This is a genomic window from Saccharospirillum sp. (genome assembly GCF_039982735.1).
In the GTDB taxonomy this organism is placed as follows: Bacteria; Pseudomonadota; Gammaproteobacteria; order Pseudomonadales; family Natronospirillaceae; genus Saccharospirillum.
In genome coordinates this window covers 96,696-116,930 of sequence record NZ_JBDWXV010000020.1, presented here as the reverse complement: position 1 = coordinate 116,930, position 20,235 = coordinate 96,696, and the positions used below count along the sequence as shown (strand labels likewise).

Annotated in this window: 14 protein-coding genes; 8 read left to right on the top strand and 6 right to left on the bottom strand. The window is 57.9% G+C overall.

From position 1 onward, the window contains the following. The first annotated feature begins 129 nt into the window (after nt 1-129). The 4 genes from ABJT94_RS17655 to ABJT94_RS17640 are packed head-to-tail and all read left to right on the top strand — an operon-like array spanning nt 130 to nt 4,090. Nucleotides 130-1,140, top strand: coding sequence for an ABC transporter permease subunit (locus ABJT94_RS17655; protein WP_348477349.1), 1,011 nt, complete (start codon nt 130-132; stop codon nt 1,138-1,140). A gap of 11 nt (nt 1,141-1,151) precedes the next feature. After that, on the top strand, nt 1,152-2,051 hold the full coding sequence (gene dppC / locus ABJT94_RS17650; RefSeq protein ID WP_348477350.1) for a dipeptide ABC transporter permease DppC: 900 nt from the start codon (nt 1,152-1,154) through the stop codon (nt 2,049-2,051). A gap of 9 nt (nt 2,052-2,060) precedes the next feature. Continuing rightward, complete coding sequence (dppD, locus tag ABJT94_RS17645) at nt 2,061-3,056, top strand: dipeptide ABC transporter ATP-binding protein (RefSeq protein ID WP_127556738.1); 996 nt, start codon at nt 2,061-2,063, stop codon at nt 3,054-3,056. 11 nt (nt 3,057-3,067) lie between these two features. After that, a complete protein-coding gene (locus ABJT94_RS17640; protein ID WP_348477626.1) occupies nt 3,068-4,090 on the top strand; it encodes a peptide ABC transporter ATP-binding protein in 1,023 nt (340 codons plus the stop codon). Nucleotides 4,091-4,128: 38 nt separating this feature from the next. Here ABJT94_RS17640 and ABJT94_RS17635 read toward each other — a convergent pair whose 3' ends face one another. Then, nucleotides 4,129-4,587 carry a hypothetical protein gene (locus ABJT94_RS17635; RefSeq protein ID WP_348477351.1) on the bottom strand — a complete coding sequence of 153 codons (459 nt, stop codon included), beginning with the start codon at nt 4,585-4,587 and terminating at the stop codon, nt 4,129-4,131. Further along, a complete protein-coding gene (gene mrcB / locus ABJT94_RS17630; RefSeq protein WP_348477352.1) occupies nt 4,566-6,935 on the bottom strand; it encodes a penicillin-binding protein 1B in 2,370 nt (789 codons plus the stop codon). Before mrcB ends, ABJT94_RS17635 begins: the two co-directional genes overlap by 22 nt. A 396-nt stretch (nt 6,936-7,331) precedes the next feature. Here mrcB and ABJT94_RS17625 point away from each other — a divergent pair, with 396 nt between their 5' ends. Next, nucleotides 7,332-8,333 carry an adenosine kinase gene (locus ABJT94_RS17625; protein ID WP_348477353.1) on the top strand — a complete coding sequence of 334 codons (1,002 nt, stop codon included), beginning with the start codon at nt 7,332-7,334 and terminating at the stop codon, nt 8,331-8,333. A 166-nt stretch (nt 8,334-8,499) separates the two neighbouring features. Then, nucleotides 8,500-9,045 (top strand): DUF4124 domain-containing protein, encoded by a 546-nt coding sequence (locus ABJT94_RS17620; RefSeq protein WP_348477355.1) that lies wholly within the window; start codon nt 8,500-8,502, stop codon nt 9,043-9,045. 63 nt (nt 9,046-9,108) lie between these two features. On the opposite strand, the gene ABJT94_RS17615 is transcribed toward ABJT94_RS17620, so the two are convergent. Continuing rightward, the gene (locus ABJT94_RS17615; RefSeq protein WP_348477356.1) at nt 9,109-11,433 is read right to left on the bottom strand and encodes a DNA polymerase II; all 2,325 of its coding nucleotides are present in this window, start codon (nt 11,431-11,433) and stop codon (nt 9,109-9,111) included. Nucleotides 11,434-11,476: 43 nt separating this feature from the next. On the opposite strand from ABJT94_RS17615, the gene ABJT94_RS17610 reads away from it, so the two are divergent. Together ABJT94_RS17610 and ABJT94_RS17605 are read left to right on the top strand one after the other, a co-directional pair. Further along, nucleotides 11,477-12,259 (top strand): cyclic nucleotide-binding domain-containing protein, encoded by a 783-nt coding sequence (locus ABJT94_RS17610; protein ID WP_348477358.1) that lies wholly within the window; start codon nt 11,477-11,479, stop codon nt 12,257-12,259. 443 nt (nt 12,260-12,702) lie between these two features. Next, nucleotides 12,703-14,148 carry a protein adenylyltransferase SelO gene (locus ABJT94_RS17605; RefSeq protein ID WP_348477360.1) on the top strand — a complete coding sequence of 482 codons (1,446 nt, stop codon included), beginning with the start codon at nt 12,703-12,705 and terminating at the stop codon, nt 14,146-14,148. Between the two features lie 3 nt (nt 14,149-14,151). Here the strand turns inward: ABJT94_RS17605 and ABJT94_RS17600 are convergent, their stop codons facing one another. From ABJT94_RS17600 to ABJT94_RS17590, 3 genes are all read right to left on the bottom strand, one after another. Further along, entirely contained in the window at nt 14,152-15,762 is a 1,611-nt protein-coding gene (locus ABJT94_RS17600) for a methyl-accepting chemotaxis protein (RefSeq protein WP_348477361.1), read from the bottom strand. A 287-nt stretch (nt 15,763-16,049) separates the two neighbouring features. Then, nucleotides 16,050-17,816 carry an acyl-CoA dehydrogenase C-terminal domain-containing protein gene (locus ABJT94_RS17595; protein ID WP_348477362.1) on the bottom strand — a complete coding sequence of 589 codons (1,767 nt, stop codon included), beginning with the start codon at nt 17,814-17,816 and terminating at the stop codon, nt 16,050-16,052. A 275-nt stretch (nt 17,817-18,091) separates the two neighbouring features. Beyond that, nucleotides 18,092-19,873 (bottom strand): acyl-CoA dehydrogenase C-terminal domain-containing protein, encoded by a 1,782-nt coding sequence (locus tag ABJT94_RS17590; RefSeq protein ID WP_348477363.1) that lies wholly within the window; start codon nt 19,871-19,873, stop codon nt 18,092-18,094. Nucleotides 19,874-20,235 lie beyond the last annotated feature (362 nt).

Genomic DNA, 20,235 nt, shown 5'->3' with positions numbered 1-20,235 from the left:
TACCGGCTCAAGCACTGTTCCGGGCCGTGATCCCCGGTTCATTGCATAAAGCAGAAACCAGCTCGCCTGACCCTCTGGTTTCATTCCCGAAATGGCCAAGCACCCATTTCAGGTTGGAGAATAGACTCAATGCTACAATTTTTACTACGCCGTCTGGGCATGGTGATACCCACCTTCATCGGTGTATCGCTTTTCACCTTCGCGCTTATTTATCTGATCCCCGGTGATCCGATCACCATCATGGGGGGCGAACGCGGGTTCGGGCCCGAACAACGGGCGGAACTCGAGGCCATGCTGGGCCTGGACAAGCCGATCTGGCAACAATATTTCATCTATCTGGGCAACGTTCTGCAGGGTGACCTGGGCACCTCCTATGTGACGCGCCAGCCGGTTATGTCAGAGTTTATGTCACTGTTTCCGGCGACCATTGAACTGACGGTATGCGCCGCCATTTTTGCGGTCATCACCGGACTTACCCTGGGTATCCTCGCTGCCATCAAACGTGGCGGGCTGCTCGACCATACCGTTATGACCATCTCGCTCACGGGCTATTCAATGCCGATTTTCTGGTGGGCCCTGCTGTTGATGCTATTGTTCTCCGTCAACCTCGGCTGGACACCGGTTTCTGGCAGGCTGGACGTTATGTTCTGGGTCGACGAAGTAACCGGGTTCATGCTGATCGATACGTTGCTATCGGACGAAGACGGCGCCTTTATCTCGGCGTTGAGCCATCTGGTGCTGCCATCCATTGTACTCGGCACCATCCCTATGGCGGTTATCGCGCGGATGACTCGTTCATCCATGCTCGAGGTACTGGGTGAAGACTATATTCGGACCGCTCGGGCCAAAGGCTTGTCGAAGCGGCGCATCATCGTCAAACACGCGCTGCGCAATGCGTTGATTCCGGTCATCACCGTTATGGGACTGCAAGTCGGCCTGTTGCTCAGCGGTGCCATTCTGACGGAGACCATCTTTGCCTGGCCGGGCATCGGCAAGTGGCTGATTGAGTCGATCGGGCGACGCGATTACCCGGTGGTTCAGGGCGGCCTGCTGCTGATTGCCACCATCATCATTCTGGTCAACCTGCTGGTCGACCTCATGTACGGCGTGGTTAACCCGCGCGTACGTCACAGCAAGTAAGGAGCCAGCACATGACAATGACTTCCGAAACCCAAACGACGGTGCGCGTGCCACAAACACCGTTTGCCGAATTCTGGTCGTACTTTATACAGAACCGGGGCGCCTTGATTGGCCTCTGTTTTATCGTCTTTATCGTTTTTCTGGCGGTTTTTGCCGATTTTGTCGCACCGCATCATCCGCATGAACAGTTCCGGGACTTCATTCTGGTGCCTCCGGCCTGGGCCGAGGGCGGCAACGCCCAGTTCTGGCTGGGTACCGACGGTGTAGGCCGGGACATTCTGTCGCGGCTGATTCACGGCGCACGCCTCTCGCTGCTGATCGGTCTGGTGATTGTGACGGTCTCGCTCGTACTGGGTATTTGCCTGGGGCTGATTGCCGGTTATTTTGGCGGCTTTGTCGATGTCGCCATCATGCGCTTTGCCGACATCCTGCTGTCGATGCCTGCTCTGCTGCTGGCCATTGCCATTGTCGCGATTCTCGGCCCCAGCATCGTCAACTCCGGGCTGGCGCTGTCACTGGTGTACCTGCCGCACTACGTGCGACTGACGCGTGCCTCGGTTCTGACAGAAATCAACAAGGATTATGTGATCTCCTCCCGCGTAGCGGGCGCAGGTGCTTTACGCCTGATGTTTATTGTTATTTTGCCGAACTGCCTGGCCCCGCTGATCGTTCAGGCGACGCTCGGCTTCTCTAACGCCATTCTCGATATGGCCGCACTGGGTTTCCTCGGTCTCGGCGCCCAGCCTCCGCTGCCGGAATGGGGGTCAATGCTGGCCACGGCACGTGAATTCATTCAGAGCGCCTGGTGGGTGGTGACCTTCCCCGGCCTGATCATTCTGATGACCGTTCTGGCGTTTAACCTGATGGGTGATGGCCTGCGCGATGCCCTCGACCCGAAACTGAAACAATAGGAGACCGACATGACTGAGACTGACAAGAGCCTCCTGGTCGTAAACAACCTGTCGGTGGCCTTTGGAACCAAAGACAATCCGTTCAAAGCGGTCGACCGGGTCAGCTTTCACGTCGAACAGGGCGAAGTGCTGGGCATTGTGGGCGAATCCGGCTCCGGCAAGAGTGTGTCATCCCTGGCGCTGATGGGGCTGATCGATTTCCCGGGCCGTGTAACGGCGGATGAACTGCGATTCAAGACAACCGACCTGCAGACCCTGAACGAAAAGGCCCGGCGCAAGATCACCGGTGACGAAATCTCGATGATCTTTCAGGATCCAATGACCTCCCTGAACCCCAGCTACACCGTGGGCAATCAGATCATGGAGGCCATTGAAGTTCATCAGGGTGGCAGTAAAAAAGAGCGCCAGGCCAAGGCCATTGACCTGCTGCGCCAGGTTGGTATTCCAGCACCGGAAAGCCGCATCAACAACTACCCGCATCAACTCTCTGGCGGCATGAGCCAACGGGTCATGATCGCCATGGCGATCGCCTGCGATCCGAAATTGCTGATCGCGGATGAACCCACTACCGCACTCGACGTCACCATTCAGGCGCAAATCATCGAACTGTTGCTCAAGCTGCAGCGCGAGAAACAGATGGGCCTGATGCTGATCACCCACGATTTGGCATTAGTCGCCGAAGCCGCTGACCGGGTGGTGGTGATGTATGCCGGACAAATCGTTGAAACCGGACCGGCCAGCGACATTTTCAAGGCACCCAAACACCCCTACACCCAGGCACTGATGAACTCCCTGCCTGAGTCGTCTGAAGGTAAAGACCGGTTGAATGCGCTGCCCGGTGTTGTACCCGGCGCCAACGACCGGCCACAGGGTTGCCTGCTGAACCCGCGCTGTCCCTATGTGACCGATCGCTGCCGGGCCGAAGAACCTGAGCAATATGGCCCGCGAGGTCGTCAGGTGAAATGTTTTTACCCGCTGGATGAAGCCGGGAGGCCCACGGTATGAGTGAACAGCCAATGACCCAACAACCTTCCGAAACACCAGCGGCTAAACCACCGATCATGAGCGGTGTCGGCCTCAAGCAACACTACCCGGTCAAACAGGGGTTCATGAAACCACCGGGCCTGGTCAAAGCTCTGGATGGTGTTAATTTCACCGTTGAAGCAGGCAAGACGCTGGCCGTCGTCGGGGAGTCCGGCTGTGGCAAATCGACCCTGGCGCGTTTGCTGACCATGATTGAGCTGCCCACCGAAGGCGAGCTGAACTTCGACGGCAAAAACCTGCTGACGCTGGACCGGGAAACCCGCAAGGAATTGCGCCAGCGCATTCAGATTATTTTCCAGAACCCTTACGGGTCACTGAACCCGCGCAAGAAAGTCGGGTCCATTCTGGAAGAGCCATTGGTGATTAACGGCAAGCTGACCAAGGCAGAGCGCAAAGAGCGCGCCCTGAATTTGTTGCAGAAAGTGGGACTGAAGCCTGAACACTACGATCGCTACCCGCACATGTTCTCAGGTGGCCAACGCCAGCGTATCGCCATCGCCCGGGGGTTGATGATGAATCCCAAGGTCGTGGTGGCTGATGAGCCGGTGTCGGCCCTGGACGTGTCGGTACAGGCGCAGGTGCTGAACCTGATGATGGACCTTCAGCAAGAGCTTGATCTGGCTTACGTGTTCATCTCTCACGATTTGTCGGTGGTCGAGCACATTGCCGATAAAGTCATGGTGATGTATCTGGGTAAAGTGGTGGAGTACGGTGCAACCGAAGACATCTTCACACACCCCCAACACCCCTACACCCGGGCGCTGCTGTCATCGACACCGCGTATCGACCCTGAACACCGGATCGACAAAATCCGGCTGACCGGTGAATTGCCTTCTCCGCTGAACCCGCCCAGTGGCTGTGCCTTTCACGGCCGGTGCGAGTTTGCCAATGAACGCTGCAAGGTTGAGACTCCGGTGTTGAAAGACAAGAGCGGCGAATCTTCCGTCGCCTGCTTCGGGATCGACGAAAACCGCCTGCCTTACATTAACCGCTGAACCACCGCGCCGCAGCCTTTCGGCTGCGGCCTGTTCAGTCACTCGGGCTGAACAAACCGCTGTAACCCTGCCGCCAGTTCGCTGCCCGCTTCCGCATAGGTCAGACCTTTGCGCGCAATCTGCGTGGCGCCGACAGTATCTCCCTGACGGGATTTGAGTTCAGCCATCTGCAAATACAGGTCTGCTGCCTGGGGTTCGATGCGCAATGCCCGCAATAGCAGGGCTTCGGCCTGATCCCATTGGCCAACAGCCGCCCGTTCATGCGCTGAACGCTGCAGTGAATCCACCAGGCTGCTGCGAGTGGCGATGGGGGTTTCGATAGGCTGACCGGCACGTTCTTCCTTGCGTTCCCAGGTACTCAGCCGGGGATCATCGGGCTGATCTACCGGTACCGAAACGCACCCTGAAAACCAGATCACTGAGAGCAACACCCAAACCAAACGCCCATAAAAGGGACAAACCCGGCCCCGGTATTTTAATTGAACAGCCGTTGCCACCAGCCACCTCCTTCGTCATCGCTGGAAGGGTCGGGGCTGCCAGAGCAACCACGCCGCTCGGGGGGTTCTGAACCGGCTAAAAAGGGCAATACCCTCTGGTTATCACAGCGTTCGCTGACCTGAGCCCCCTGCGCATTCACCGGCACCCGAACCACGGTAGCTGGCTGCCCGCGCCGCTCCTGATTGGGTTTCAACCCGGCCATAATGTCAGCCCAAATAGGCAAGGCCCCGCTCGAACCCGTCAGTGGCGTTGGCTCGTTGCCATCGCGGCCAACCCAAACAACCGCCTGGCGGTCACTGCTGTAGCCGGCAAACCAGGCATCCCGGTTATCGTCAGTGGTACCCGTTTTACCCGCCAGCCACCAGCTTTGCGGCAAGCGCCACTGCAAGCTGCGCGCCGTGCCTTCCAGGGTGACCCGGTGCAGGGCTTCCTGGATCAGGTACATCTGTTCGGGCTCGAAACGCTGCTCTACCTGCAGGTCGAACCGCTGTAGTACGCCGATATCCGGGTGCACCACAGCGCGTATGGCGTTCAACGGGCTGTAGAAACCATTGCCGGCGATGGTCTGGTACATCTGGGCGACATGAAAGGGCGACAAATCCACGGTCCCCAGCATGACAGCGGGTACGGCTGGCAAGCGCTCACTCACGCCCAATCGATCGATAACATCGAACACTTCGGCGAGGCCCACTTCCATACCCAAACGCGCAGTCGCCTGGTTATAGCTGTTGGAAAAGGCATCGACCAGCAACGGTAAGCCATGGCTTTCCCGATCAAAATTTCGGGGCTCCCACACATCCCCATCGGCCGACGCCACCTGAACCGGTGCATCGTTGACCGGTGTGGCCAGAGTATAGCCAGCTTCAAGCGCCGCCAGATAAACCGCGGGTTTCATCAGCGAGCCCACCTGACGGCGCGCATCCAGCGCCCGGTTGAAACCAGCCAGTTCCGGTTTGCGCCCACCGGTAATCGCCAGCACATCGCCGGTGGAAGGCCGAGTCACGACCGCCGCCCCCTCCAGGGTGTCATGAGCCAGGTTGTAACTGGTTTCCAACTCAGCAAGGCTATTGGGCAAGACGGCTTCCAGGTGGTTTTGCGCCAGCGGATCGAGGGTGGTAAAGACGGTCAACCCTTCGGCCAGCAGATCCTGACGCCGATAGCCCTGGTCGAGTTGCCGGCGCACCAGGTCCATAAAGGCCGGATAACTGGCATCGCCAGGCACTTCGGTGATGTCCAGGCCAGAAGCCAGCGCGCGGTCGTATTCGGCCTGGGTAATCACCCCGGCTTCACGCCAGACAGACAACACCACATTGCGCCGGGCCATTGCCTGATCCGGGTTACGCCGGGGGTTGTAATAGGATGGCCCCTTGATCAAACCCACCAACAAAGCTTGCTGATGGATGTTGAGCGAGCGCAACGGACTCCCGAAGAAAAACTGAGCGCCCAGTCCAAAGCCATTGATAGACCGGCGCCCCTGCTGACCGATGTAGATTTCATTGATGTAGGCTTCAAGTATGTCTTCCTTGCTGTAATGCCACTCCATCAACAGGGCCATCAGCGCCTCATTACCCTTGCGCCACAGTGTCTGGTCGGCGGTCAAATACATGTTCTTGACCAGTTGCTGGGTTAGGGTACTCCCACCCTGGGCAATGGAGGCCGAGGTGACATTAGCCCAGAGGGCCCGGGCGATGCCGACTGGTGAGATGCCCCAATGCTGATAATAGCGCCGGTCTTCGACCGCAATGAGGCCTTCAATCAGGGATTGCGGCACTTCATCGAGCGGCAATAACAAGCGGTCCTCACCGCTGCCGGGATAAATCTGACCAATAAACAGCGGGTCGAGCCGGGCAACCAGAACCGGTTGCCCGGCCGTGGTTACCATATTGACCAGGCTGCCCTGGCTGAAGTCCAGCTCAAGACGTCGGGCGGGCTCCGGGTTGTCCCAGAAATCGAAACTGCGAGTGTGCACCGAGAGCGTTTGCCCGCGCCGCAAATACCGGCCAGACTGGCCAAGATCACCGGTCTGACGATACCCAAGTGCCTGCAACAGGGATTCGACCTGATCGGCACTGACCGGCGCTCCGGTATAGAGTTCCTGGGCTTCGCTGTACACCCGGGCCGGCACGGTAAAGCGCTGCCCTTCAAAGCGCTCGCGCACCACGGCGTTCAAATAGAACATCCAGGCGATCAGCACGGCTGCGCCAATTATGCTTAACTGCAGTAAACGCCAGCGCCACAAAGCACCCCGGCTCTGTTTGCGAGCCTTGCTGCTTCGTCTGGAACGGGATTTGGGTGCTGCGCTGCGGCGAGTACTGCCGGAGCGGGATCGAGTTGGTTTCTTTGCCATGGCGCGGGAGTATAAAGGGCGAATTGGTTGCTGTCTTTGGTCGTGTTGGCAGAATGGATAACCTAGGTTCGGAGTTTGGGTCGCCTCGGTGGTGATGGCCCGCACCGGATACCGGGTATGCCTCTGTGGGGTCGGCGTAAATCCATCCGTGGAGCCTAGGCCGCAGCATCCCTGCTGCGGACTACCCCACAGAGGCATACCCGGCACCCGGTGCTAGTCACTCTGGCAAACTCAGAAACTTGACAGAAAACCTATTTGGGAAACGCTTAATGGGTATTTGACTGATTGATCAGGATCGGTACACTGCCCGCCCCACCCGGTCGCCGACGTTGTTTGACAGACGCTGGCCGTTCGTCATCCTACCGGTATCCGCCGGTCTAACAGGCAGTTATGCGAATGAGTCATCTTGATATTTACGCGGTCGGACAGGCGCTGGTAGACGAAGAATACAGTGTCGATGAGGCCTTTCTGGCCACTCTGGGTGTGGCCAAGGCGCACCGGACCCTGATCGATTTTGAACGCAGCCGCACACTGCGCACAGCCGCCTCGCGCGAAGGTACCCTGCTCAAGCGGATGAACGGCGGCAGTGGCGCCAACAGCCTGACCGCCAGTGCGCAACTGGGGGCAAAATGCCACTTTTCCTGTCGACTGGGCGATGACGCCGACGGCGACTTCTACATTCAGCAGTTGACCGATTCCGGCGTGACAACCGACCCGCACGACCGTGTGAAAGACGGCCATACCGGTGTCTGCCTGATTATGGTAACCCCCGACGCCGAACGCACCATGAACACCTACATCGGCATTACCGACGATATTGGCATCGACAACGTCAACTTCGAGGCGCTTGCCGCCGCCGACTGGCTGTTCCTGGAGGGGCATTTGTCCATCTCAAGCCTGGGCCACCAGGCCGCCCTGGCCTGTCGTAACCGGGCACGCAAACTGGGCAAGAAGATCGCCGTAAACTTCTGCGACCCGGCCGTGGTGCGCCTATGCCGTGAGGAAATGACCGAACTGCTCAGCGACCGCTGTGACCTGCTGTTTTGCAACGAAGAAGAAGCCCGCATCTGGAGCCACAAGCCCGATCTGGAAGACGCCCTGTCCAGCCTCGATGACCTGGCCGATACCTGGGTGATGACCCGGGGCGACCAGGGTGCCATTGCCTTCGACGGTCACACCCGATTTGAGATCCCGGCGCACAAGGTTAAGGCGATCAACACCACCGGAGCAGGCGATACGTTCGCCGGAGCCTTCATGTATGGCTTGTCTCAGGGCCACAGCTACCAGACCGCCGGTGCACTGGCGAGCCTGGCCTCGGCGGTAAAGGTTCAGCACTCCGGTGCCCGGCTAGACCAGGCCCAATTGCTGGACTGCCGCAAGCGCATTCTGGGCCACTGACCCGGGGCGTCAGCCAACGAATGGCCCTTTGCCAGCAACCCATTGGGAGAAGTGTCGAGCGGGTCACAGCAAAACATTCACTTTCTGGGCGCCAGAGGGTTAAACTAATCGAAACGGTTTGTCATATTCTACACTGCTGCCGATGCTCACAGTTTAAGGAACCCTCATGAAACAAGGCTTGCTGTTAACAGCTTCCCGCCTGACGCGCTCAGCACTGGTTGTGGCGCTGGTCGGCTTTCTTGCATCCCAAGCTGGCCCGGCCCTGGCCGAAGGCAAGATTTACACCTGGACGGACGAAGAAGGCACGGTTCACTACGGTGACCGCCCACCGCGCAATGCCCAGGCCGAGGAAGTCAGCATACGGGGTCAGCGTCAGGAGGCCATCGAAGTCAATGCCGCCCAGCTTAACGGCACCTGGTTTGGCCGTGGCGCTAATGGCGGCGAAACCCGCATTCGCATTCAGGAAAACGGCGCCATACGCTTCACCCAGACACGCCCGGACCAGTCCATCTACAACTACCAGGGCATCTGGCGCCTGGAAGACCGTACCTTGAGCGTCATTACCGAGTTTATCGAAGAAGGGGGTGCCGGCACCGGCATGCAACGCTCGGTAGAACCCGTGCAGCTCACATACACCTTCACCGCCTTCAGCCCGGAAAGTTTTACGTTGCGCAGCCAGGGCCAGGACATCAATGTGAGCCTGGTGAACTGATTCAACGTCGTCATCAGCATTCAAACAAGGCTCCTGTTCGGGAGCCTTTTTTTTTGGGTTGATTTAAAACAACGTCATCTGCTCATCCACCAGCGTCGCGAAGTCCATTCCCAGAAAATGCAGAATGCCATCGGCGATGGGTGCCAGCTGTTTGTCGAGGTAGTGGTCGTAGTCGAGCGGTGACTCAATAAACGGCTCGGGTTCCACGCCATTGAGCGTCATGCGATAGCGGATTTCACGTCCGCTCCACTGCGGCTGTCGCTCCTTGCGTTTCAACGCGGCCTGAACGTGCGGTGGCTTCTGTTTTTCGTAGGAAGCCAGCGAGCGCCGCAGCCGGCGCCGGTAGGTCAAATCTTCGTCGCGCTGGCCCGCCAGCAAGGCGGCCACTTCGGCTTTTACAAAGCGGGTAACATCTTCCTTCATAAACACCCGCCGGTAGAGCTCCCGCTGAAAGGTTTTAGCCAGGGGGGTCCAGTCTGAGCGCACCACTTCGAGCCCCTTGAACACCAGCTCGGGCTCGCCATCGCGCATGATCATGCCGGCATAGCGCTTTTTCGAGCCAGTTTCCTGCCCGCGGATGGTGGGCATTAAAAACCGGTGGTAATGGGTTTCGTACTCCATCTCCAGGTGAGATTCCAGGTCGAACTCGTCGCGCAGGCGGGTCTGCCACCAGTTATTCAATTGGTTGGCCAGCTCATTGCCCAGCGCCGCCGGGTCTGTATGGCGGTCGACCCAGACGAACACTGAGTCTGTGTCGCCGTAAATAACCCGATGCCCCTGCTGTTCGATGTAATCGCGACTGTCGTTGAGAATCTGATGCCCGCGCAAGGTAATCGAACTGGCCAGGCGCGGATCAAAGAACCGGCAGAGGTTGCTGCCGAGCACGCCGTAGAAGGAGTTCATCAGAATCTTGATGGCCTGCGACAGGGGAGCGTTGCGAGCCTGCTTGGCCTCATCCCGAGCCAGCCAGAGTTGATCGATGATGCCGGGCAATAAGTGACCGGTGCGGTGAAAGCGCGCTCCGAGAAACCCCGGTACCGATTCGGTTTCCGGCCCTTCCAGGCCCAGATGCAACCCGAGCGGGTCGATCAGAAAGGTGCGGATGATACTGGGGTACAGGCTTTTGAAGTCGAGCACCAGCACGTTGTCGTAGAGACCGGGATTGCTGTCCATAACGAAGCCGCCGGGGCTGTGCTCGGTCAGTTGCTGGTCGCCTACCGAGGGGGCGACACGCCCGGCTCGGTGCAGCCGGGGCAAATAAACGTAGCTGAAGGAGGCCGCCGAGGCGCCTATTCTATCCAGCGTCAGGCCAGTCAGGTGCGCCCGCTCGATCAAAAAGCCCCAGAGGTCGGCAGTTTTGAAGATGTCGAGCACTAACTGGGCGTCTTCGCGGTTGTAGGTATAGAGCGCCACAGGGTCATCGCGATAGAGTCGTTCGATTTCGCCGACCCGGTCGTCGCTGTCGGCAATGGCCTTTCCTCGTCCCAACAACGCGCGTGAAACCGCCTCGAGCGAATAGCTTTCAAGTGACCAGGCCGCAGAGCGCAGCGTGCCGGGGCCATCGACGACCTGGCGGCCCTCCAGTTCTATGCGCTGACGCCCCGACTCACGCCCCTGCCAGCGTGCCGGTTGCCGGTCGCGGCCCAGGGCCAGTGGCACGCCCAACTGGTCGCAATGCTGCTGCAACACCCACAAATCAAAATCGACCACGGCCCAGCCCACCAGCACATCCGGGTCGGTTTGTTGCACAAAGCTGAAAAAGGCCTCAAGTGCGGCACGTGGTGTCTCTACCCAGTGAAAATCGCCGGCCGTTTGAGCGGGCTTTTCCTGCCCGCGGTCAACAACCCAGACCGCGCTGGCGGTGTCAGTGACGGCTGCAATGCTGTACAGATCAGGCACCTTACCCGGTACAAACCAGGCGGTTTCGATATCGAGCGACAGTACGTTAAGGGTGGGCCTGGCCCGGGCCGGACGTGGGCGCTGGCCTTCCAGTTGCACACCGGCGGTGATCAGCCGTTCCATCAGAAAGCGGTCGGCAGGCAGAATGTCATCTTCCCAGACCCGCAGTTGCTGGTCGCGCCCGCGCCGAACCCACTGGCGCTGGGCACTGAACTGGAGGGAGTACACGGGTACAACCGGCTCGCCACTGAGCAGCCTCAGCTCAGCATCGCCTACTTCGGGCACCGACCCGAAGGCGGACCAGACCCGACCCCAGGCTGCTCGTTCAGCCACCGGGATAAAACAGACAGAACGCTGGTTGGCCACCTGCCAGCACTGCACCTGATCCGCCGTCTTCAGCCAGTAGCGCAACTGTATGCCCTGATCGTTTTCCGACCAGTGCCGGCTGAGCACAAAGGCCGATGGTAATGACTGGCTGTTCTGAGGCATGGCAATTGCTATACTGATGGCAGTGACTTTGAAGGAATTGTATATGCTTTTACTGGGTGAGCGGTCGCCTGTTACCGATCAATTGCAGGAACGCCTGAGAATTCTGGCCGACAAGCTGTTCGAAGACCGGCCCGAAGGCCAGTTATTGTCGCTCGACTCGGTCACCGACCTATACGCCAGCCATACCCGTGAAACGCTGTTCATTCTGCGCAGTGGCACCCTTCAGGGGCATCAGGAGGAGCGTCACTGCCTCTATTATGAACCCGGTGATGTGGTCGGCCTGTCCGATTGTTACCAGCTACCCTCATTTCGCATCAGCAGCGATGGCCCGGTAGAACTCGAGGCCTACGCGGCTGACGTTCTACTGCAACATTGCCTGGAAAACCGCCAGCGCCAATCGATCTGGACCAGCTACCTGATCTCTCTGTCGGCCCTGTTCATGCACGCCTTCGGCCGCTACCTGAGCGAAGCCAACCAGCAACCACTGACAGGCTTTCTGAACTTTGCCGCCGGGGAAACCATCATCGCCGAGGGCGACCCGGCACATGAGGTGTTCACCATTCTGACCGGCCGGGCTGAAGTGACCGTAGCCGGAGCCCCGGTAGGCGAAGTCCTTAAAGACGAGATTTTCGGCGCCATGGCCGTGTTCACCGGCGAGCCGCGCTCAGCTACGGTCATCGCCGCCGAACCCTGCACTGTATTAGCTGTTCCCAAAGACCAGTTCATCTCGCTGATCAAATCCCACCCGGATACTGTGCTGACACTGATCGAAAACATGGCGCGCAGCATTCAGTCACTGAACACCCAACTGACTGAAGCAGGGTGACCTTTGTAGTCAATTTCCTACACGGGGTGTCACCGATGACGCCTTTTACCGACACCCGGGCCACTGCATAATGCACACATTGCTCAGGACGAGCTGGGGTGCATTGGACGCACCCGGTGCAGGACGCCAAGACCACATACTGGTTTTATGAACCTGATTCGCACTACCCAAAGGACTCCTCAGTGGGCAGCTGAGTCGGCCAAGGCAGGCTGTTTCCCCAACCGGTTACCCTTAATCCGCGACGGGATCGGCTCTGCTTTCAGGCTGGCGAAGCAGCGACGTATCGCATCGGCTGGTTACCGACCTGTTGCCCGCGCCCCAACCTTCCTTTCGACACGACTTGACTAAGCGCCAATACCACCTATTGTCACTCTCGCCCCTGGCTTGACTTCCCGGTCATCCCCCCCATGCTCATTACCATAGCCCGCAATGGTTAATTGCCCATGCCTGATGATCTGGTTACCCCCATGCAGTTTGACAACCGCTATCAGCGGGAGCTGCCAGACACCTATGCCCGGGTCACACCCACGCCAGTGAAGAATCCGCGCTGGGTCGCCTGGAACGAGCCCCTGGCACGCGAGCTGAATTGGCCAAACCCGCCCGATGACGATGTGCTGGCCGCTTTCTCCGGCCACGGCCAACTGGAAGGCACCGACCCCATTGCCCAGAAATACGCCGGACACCAGTTTGGCACCTTTAATCCGGACCTCGGCGACGGCCGTGGCCTGCTGCTGGGAGAGTGGGTTGATGGCCAGGGCCAACACTGGGACTTTCACCTCAAAGGCTCCGGAAAAACGCCGTTCAGCCGATTCGGCGATGGCCGGGCCGTGCTACGATCATCCGTCCGCGAACTGCTGGCCAGTGAAGCCTTGCACGGGCTGGGCATTCCCACGACACGTGCCCTGGCGTTAATTGGGTCTGACGAGCCCGTCATGCGCGAGCGGCTTGAGAATGGCGCGATGCTGCTGCGCGTGGCTAAAACCCACATTCGCTTTGGTCACTTCGAATGGTTTGCCTTCAGCGGCCAGACCGAAAAGCTGGAGCGTTTGCTGGCGTTTTGTCTGACCCACCTGTTTCCAGACTGCAACAATGCCCCTGACCCCGCCGCCGCCTTCTTTGACGAGGTGGTTACCCGCACCGCTTGCCTGGTCGCCCACTGGATGAGTACCGGCTTTTGTCACGGGGTAATGAACACCGACAACATGAGCATCATCGGCGATACCTTCGACTATGGCCCCTACGCCTTTCTCGACGCCCTGCAGCCCGGCTTTATCTGTAACCATACCGACACCGGCGGTCGCTACGCCTACAATCAGCAGCCTGACATTGCCTTCTGGAACCTGCAATGCCTTGCCCAGGCTCTGGCGGGCATCGCCGACCAGGGTGCCTTGCGCGACAGCCTGAGCCGATTTGCCGGACACTATAACGCCCGGTTTCTGGAGTTGATGGGAGCGCGCCTGGGGGTATTGAACGTATCTGAGGAAGACCAGTCGCTGATTCGCGACTGGATGCAACTGGCCACCGGGGAGGCAAAGGACTTTCATCGCCCGTTGCGCGCACTGGCCGAAACAGAAACCTCAGACTGGGCCAGGCTCGACGACGATTACATTGATCGCGAGCGTTTTCGTCGTTTTCGACAGGCCCTGGCGGAACGCCGTGATCAGGAACCCGACGCCCAATCCCTCGCATTGGCCAGCAACCCGGTCTCGATTCTGCGCACCCATCATGCCCAGGCGGTGATAGACGCCTGTGAACAGGGCGACGATTCACTGCTGCACAGCTATCTCGCCGCCCTGCAATCGCCGTTCGAAGACCGGCCGGAGTGGCAGCGCTGGCGCACACCGCCTCCAGCGAGTTATCAGGCTCAGCCGCTCAGTTGCAGTAGCTAATTACTATACCTTAAAGCGGCCAACCACATCGCTAAGTTCATCGGTTCGATGCTTCAAGTTTTCGGCCAGTTCGCTTAGATTGCGTGACTGGTCAGAGCTGCGGCTCGAGTAATCCGAAATCATCTGCAGGTTTTTGTTAATTTCCTCGACCACATGGGTTTGCTCTTCGGTGGCCGTTGCAATTTGCATCGACATATCGGTGATTTGCGAAATAGCCCCTTCGATGGATCTGAAAGAGTCGGCTGCACTGGCAACGTCCGAGACGGTGCTTTCCAGCACTTCGATGCCGCTTTTCATGGCGCCAACAGTTTCATCGACACCGGCTTGCAACGTCTCAATCCGCTTTTGGATGTCCTCGGTCGACTGCTGAGTCTTGCTGGCCAGCGCCCGAACTTCATCGGCGACAACGGCAAAACCACGCCCCTGTTCGCCTGCACGCGCCGCCTCAATCGCCGCGTTAAGCGCCAGCAGGTTGGTTTGCTCGGCAATGCCTCGAATCACATCCAGCACCGAGGCGATGCTGACGGCCTCTTCGGCCAGACGGCCGACGGCTTCAGAAGAGCGATTCAGGCGATCAGACAACTGCGCGACACGCTCATTGGCCTTTTGCGATACCTCCGTACCCTGCCCTACCGAGTTTTGTGCTTCATTCGCTGCATCGGCACCGGAATTCGAGTTATTGGCGATCTCCCTGGCAGCACCGTGCATTTCTTCGACAGCCGTCACTACCTGATCAACGGTCTGGTGTTGTTCATCGGCCAGCTTGATGTTGCCTGCTGCCGCTTCGCGCAGCGAGGAAGCTCCCTGCTCAAGATGCACATTGACGTCTTTGACCACAGAGATCGATTTCTGCAGTTTTTCGATCACCGCATTAAAGGCCAGAGCCAACTGCCCCAATTCGTCTTGCGAGCGAGCCGTTAAGCGGGCGGTCAAATCACCCTCGCCCTGAGCAATGTCATTCATCTTATCGCGCAACATTTCGATCGGCCGCACCAGCATCATGGGTAGCGTGATTCCGATCAAGACAAATACAATAACCAGCACGATTACCTGGAGTAATTGAAAGCTTGTTTGCTGTGACAGTGTTTCAGAGGCGGCCGAAGCGGCTTCATTGGCCAGTTGATCAAGCCGCTCACCGAGCAGGTTGAGTGAATCGCGCGGGGCATTGAACAGATCGCTATTGTCATTTGAGTCATAGTTAGCGATGACCTGATCGCCATGGGCAAGCCAGGCCTGCATTTGAGAACGGTATTGCGCTGCCGTATTCGGCTCAAGCTGATCACCCATCATCTCAATGGCAGTCAGCCCCCGGTCGAGCGCTTGCTGGTAGTTTTCAAGTCGATCGGCATTAAGCGCCTGCAGCGTCTCCGGGTCAGCGCTGGCGCCCAGCTCAACGTATTCTCGCATGGCCACCAACGCCTGGTACAAATCGCGATCGGCATTCAGGGCTGCGGATATGGCCGGGAAATACTGCTGATCAAAGGCAGCAACCTGTGAATCGATTTCAGTCATCGCCCGGTATGACTGGAATGACATCCAGAAAATAAACAGGGCAAGCAACAGCAGTGGCAGGCGAATCTTATTTTTTAACGACCAGTGTTTGAACGATTTCATGCAACACTCACTCTTCCAGTTAACCCATTTGTCGCGTGCTTATTCCCTTAACACGGGCACTTTTCATCCAACTATCTGCCAACTAACACCAGCAAAATGCGAGCATCCCGGCCCTGGGGTACTCTCCAGACGATAGTCTAGACCAAGGTTATCGGATAGATTAGAAAAAACTGAAGGAAATGAACTGTTACTGAACAGATGCGTTCCAGAATTGAGAACACCAGACGTAGATGAGGGATTTTCCAAAAAGACAGCCCGCCAATGGCGGGCTCGAACAAAACCGGAGGTTAAAAGGCGTCGGCGGGTGTCGCCATGAGGGTCTCGCTGCCAGCCAGTACCTTCGCGTGGTAACCGAGAGACTCGGGCAACAAACGCTGCATGAAGAACCGGGCGGTCTCCAGCTTGGTGCGATGAAACGCTGAATCTTGTGCTTTGGCCGCACTGGCCATCATCGCCCACATATAGGCATAGGCCGTGAGACCAAAAAGGTTCAGGTAATCGCAACTGGCTGCACCAATGGCGTTCGGGTCGTCTTTTACCTGGTTCAATACCGCTGTGGTGGCATCATCCAGCCGGGCGAGCGCATCCGCGAGCGGACCGTTGAATTCAGCCAGATCGGGGGTACTGTCAATAAATGCCTGAACTTCCTGTTTGAAACTCTGGAAGAAAGCCCCCTGATTGGCCGCAATTTTCCGACCCATCAAATCCAGTGCCTGAATGCCGTTGGTGCCTTCGTAGATCTGGGCAATGCGGGCATCACGCACGAACTGTTCGAGGCCCCACTCACGAATGTAGCCATGGCCGCCCAATACCTGCTGGCCAAGCACCGTGGCATCCAGCCCACGATCGGTAAAATACGCCTTGGCAACCGGTGTCAGTAAGGCAACCAGGCCTTCGGCTTTGGTCCGCGTTGCGTCATCCGGGTGGCCCTTTGCCATATCCAGCCACATGCCGACGTAGGCCGCAAACGCACGACCGCCTTCGGTGTAGGCACGCTGGGTCAGCAACATGCGACGCACATCCGGGTGTACGATGATCGGGTCGGCCACCTGATCCGGCTGCACTTTACCAGCCGGAGACCGGCTCTGAATCCGCTCCAGCGCATACTCGCGCGCCAACTGATAAGACACATCACCCAGGCCAATGCCCTGCAAGCCAATCGACAGACGCTCGTAGTTCATCATGGTGAACATCGCCGCCAGGCCGCGGTTTTCTTCACCGACCAGATACCCTTCAGCGCCGTCGAAGTTCATCACACAAGTCGCCGAACCCTTAATGCCCATTTTGTGTTCAATGGAGCCACAGGCCAGCAAATTGCGTTCACCCAGCGAACCATCGGCATTCACCTTGAACTTGGGCACCACAAATAGAGAAATGCCTTTTGGCCCAGCGGGGGCATCCGGCAATTTGGCCAGCACCAGATGAATGATGTTTTCATTCAAATCATGCTCACCACCGGTAATGAAAATCTTGGTACCGGAAATCTTATAGGTGCCGTCATCGCCAGGCACCGCCTTGGTCTTCATAATGCCCAGATCCGTACCACAATGCGGCTCGGTCAGACACATGGAACCCGACCAGCGGCCTTCATACATTGGCGGCAGATAGGTTTGCTTAAGCTCATCGCTGGCATGGTGCAACAGGCACAAACAGGCACCGGCGGTCAGCGCCGGATACAGCGCAAACGAGGTATTGGCCGCATAGACCATTTCCTCGAACATCACCGTCAGCATCTTCGGCATGCCCTGGCCACCAAACTCAGGGTCACCGCCCAAACTCAGCCAGCCGCTTTCGGCGTAGGTCGCGTAGGCTTCTTTGAAACCCGTCGGCGTTGTCACTTCGCCGTCTTTCCAGGTACAGCCTTCCTCATCGCCCTGACGGTTGATGGGGAACAACTCGTTTTCACAAACGCGCGCGCCTTCTTCGAGAATCGCCGACACCAGATCCGGCGTCACTTCAGAAGTAGAAGGCATACTGGCCCAAAGGTCGTCGGCTTTGAACACGTCGTGCAGTACGAACTGCATGTCCTGAATGGGTGCTTTGTAATTTGCCATGATCGGTTACCTGAATATCTGAGTCATGAAGTAAGCAAAACGAACCGTGGTCTTACGTCACTAGATTTTGAAAATAGCACTGACTAAGTAGCAGGTGCCGGGTATGGCTATCCGGGGAAGTTCGCAGCATGGATGCTGCGATCTAGGCCCCATGGATGGGTCCACGCCGACCCCGGATAGCCATACCCGGTGCCTGATACGAACCCCTGGCGCAACAGCAAACCCAACCGGGTGCCACTTAACAAAACGGGCTCATCAGAGCCCGCTAGAAAAGATTAAAACGCGAAGTGCGCTTCATCCAGTGCCATGGTGCTGTCGACACCGGCCAGCATGCAGCCTTTGTGTCCGGCGGTGCGCGGCAGAATGCGGTCGAAGTAGAACTGGGCCGTGGTCAGCTTGGCCTGGTAGAAATCGACTTCATCGGTGCCTGCGGCCAGGGCTGCCTGAGCTTTTTCAGCCATCAGTGCCCAGTAGTACGCCAGCACAGCGTAGCCTGAGTACATCAGATAATCGACCGCTGCACCGCCAACTTCCTCGCGGTTCTGCATGGCTTTCATACCGATCTGCATGGTCAGGTCGCCCCACTCTTTGTTCAGCGTCGCCAGTTGCGTCACCATCGGCTTGATGGCCTCGTTTTCAGCATTGGCCTTGCAGAACTTGTGCACGATCTTGGTGAAGTTCTTCAGCGCTTCGCCCTGAGTCATCAGCACTTTACGGCCGAGCAGGTCGAGTGCCTGAATACCCGTAGTGCCTTCATACAACTGGGCAATGCGGTTATCGCGAACAATTTGCTCCATGCCCCACTCTTGAATGTAACCATGACCACCGTAAACCTGCACACCGTGGTTGGCGGCTTCGGTACCCACTTCGGTCAGGAAGGCCTTGGCAATCGGCGTCAGGAAGCCAAGCAGATCATCGGCTTCTTTCTTCTGAGCCTCGTCTTTGCTGTATTTGACCAGATCGACCATTTGGCTGGCGTGCATCATCATCATGCGGCCGCCTTCGGCAAAGGCTTTCTGGGTCAGCAACATGCGACGCACATCCGGGTGAACAATGATCGGGTCAGCCGGCTTTTCCGGTGCTTTCGGGCCAGTCAGGCTGCGCATCGCCAGGCGATCGCGAGCATACGTCAGCGCGCCCTGGAAGGAGAGCTCAGCTGAAGCAACACCCTGCATCGCCGTACCCAGACGGGCAAAGTTCATAAAGGTGAACATGCACTTCAGGCCCTGGTTCGGCGGGCCGATCAGGAAGCCTTTGGCGCCATCGAAGTTCATCACGCAGGTGGCGTTGCCGTGAATGCCCATCTTGTGCTCGATGGAGCCGCATTTAACATCGTTACGGGTGCCATCGGGCAGGACTTTGGGCACGATGAACAATGAAATGCCCTTGGTGCCTTCCGGTGCATCTGGCAAACGAGCCAGCACAATGTGGACAATGTTCTCGGCCATATCGTGCTCGCCGGAAGAGATGAAGATCTTGGTGCCGCTGATGGCGTAAGAGCCGTCGGCGTTTTCTTCGGCCTTGGATTTCAGCGTGCCCAGGTCAGACCCGCAATGCGGCTCGGTCAGACACATGGTGCCGGTCCACTCGCCTGACACCAGCTTCGACAGATAGACTTCTTTCTGCTCATCGGTGCCGTGCAGTTCGATGGTGTTCATCGCACCGTGCGACAGACCCGGGTACATGCCCCAGGCCCAGTTAGCGGTAGAGACCATTTCAGAGACCACATTGCCGATCGAATCGGGCAGGCCCTGGCCGCCGAATTCGGTCGGTTGCGCCAGTGACGGCCAGCCGTTATCGACCCACTGCTGATAGGCCGCTTTAAAACCGGTCGGGGTGGTCACTTCGCCGTCGTTCCAGGTGCAGCCTTCCTGATCGCCGACCTGGTTCAACGGTGACAATACCTCTTCACAGAACTTGGCGGCTTCACCCATGATGGCATCGACCATGTCGCGGGTGGCATCTTCGGCACCGATGGCCTGATAGTGGACTTCTGCGTTAAGCATTTCATGCATGACGAACTGCAGATCGCGCAGGGGGGCTTTATAAGCTGGCATTGTGTTCACCTCAACAGGGCCCGTAGGCGGTAAGAGGCCAGCTCAGTTCAACCATAACGTAAGCGGGTGGAACCGAACCGACTTCAGTGTTCAAACGATCGTTTGAAACATACGTTCGCATTCAAGCCAAGTCAAGCGCCATTCTCACTGTGCTCACAGGTTTGGGCCCGGCCTGGGGTATTGCTTCCTTCCCGGCATAAACCGTCTCATTCCTGTCGCGATTGACCCGGGAAATCGAAGGCTCTGTATAGCTTGGTTTCTTTACTTTTTAACGACATCTGGCGGACTGCCAGCCCGTATACGAGGGTCAATATGAACTGGTTTGACGGAATATTTTGCGCAAGACACCCAGTTTTGCTTAA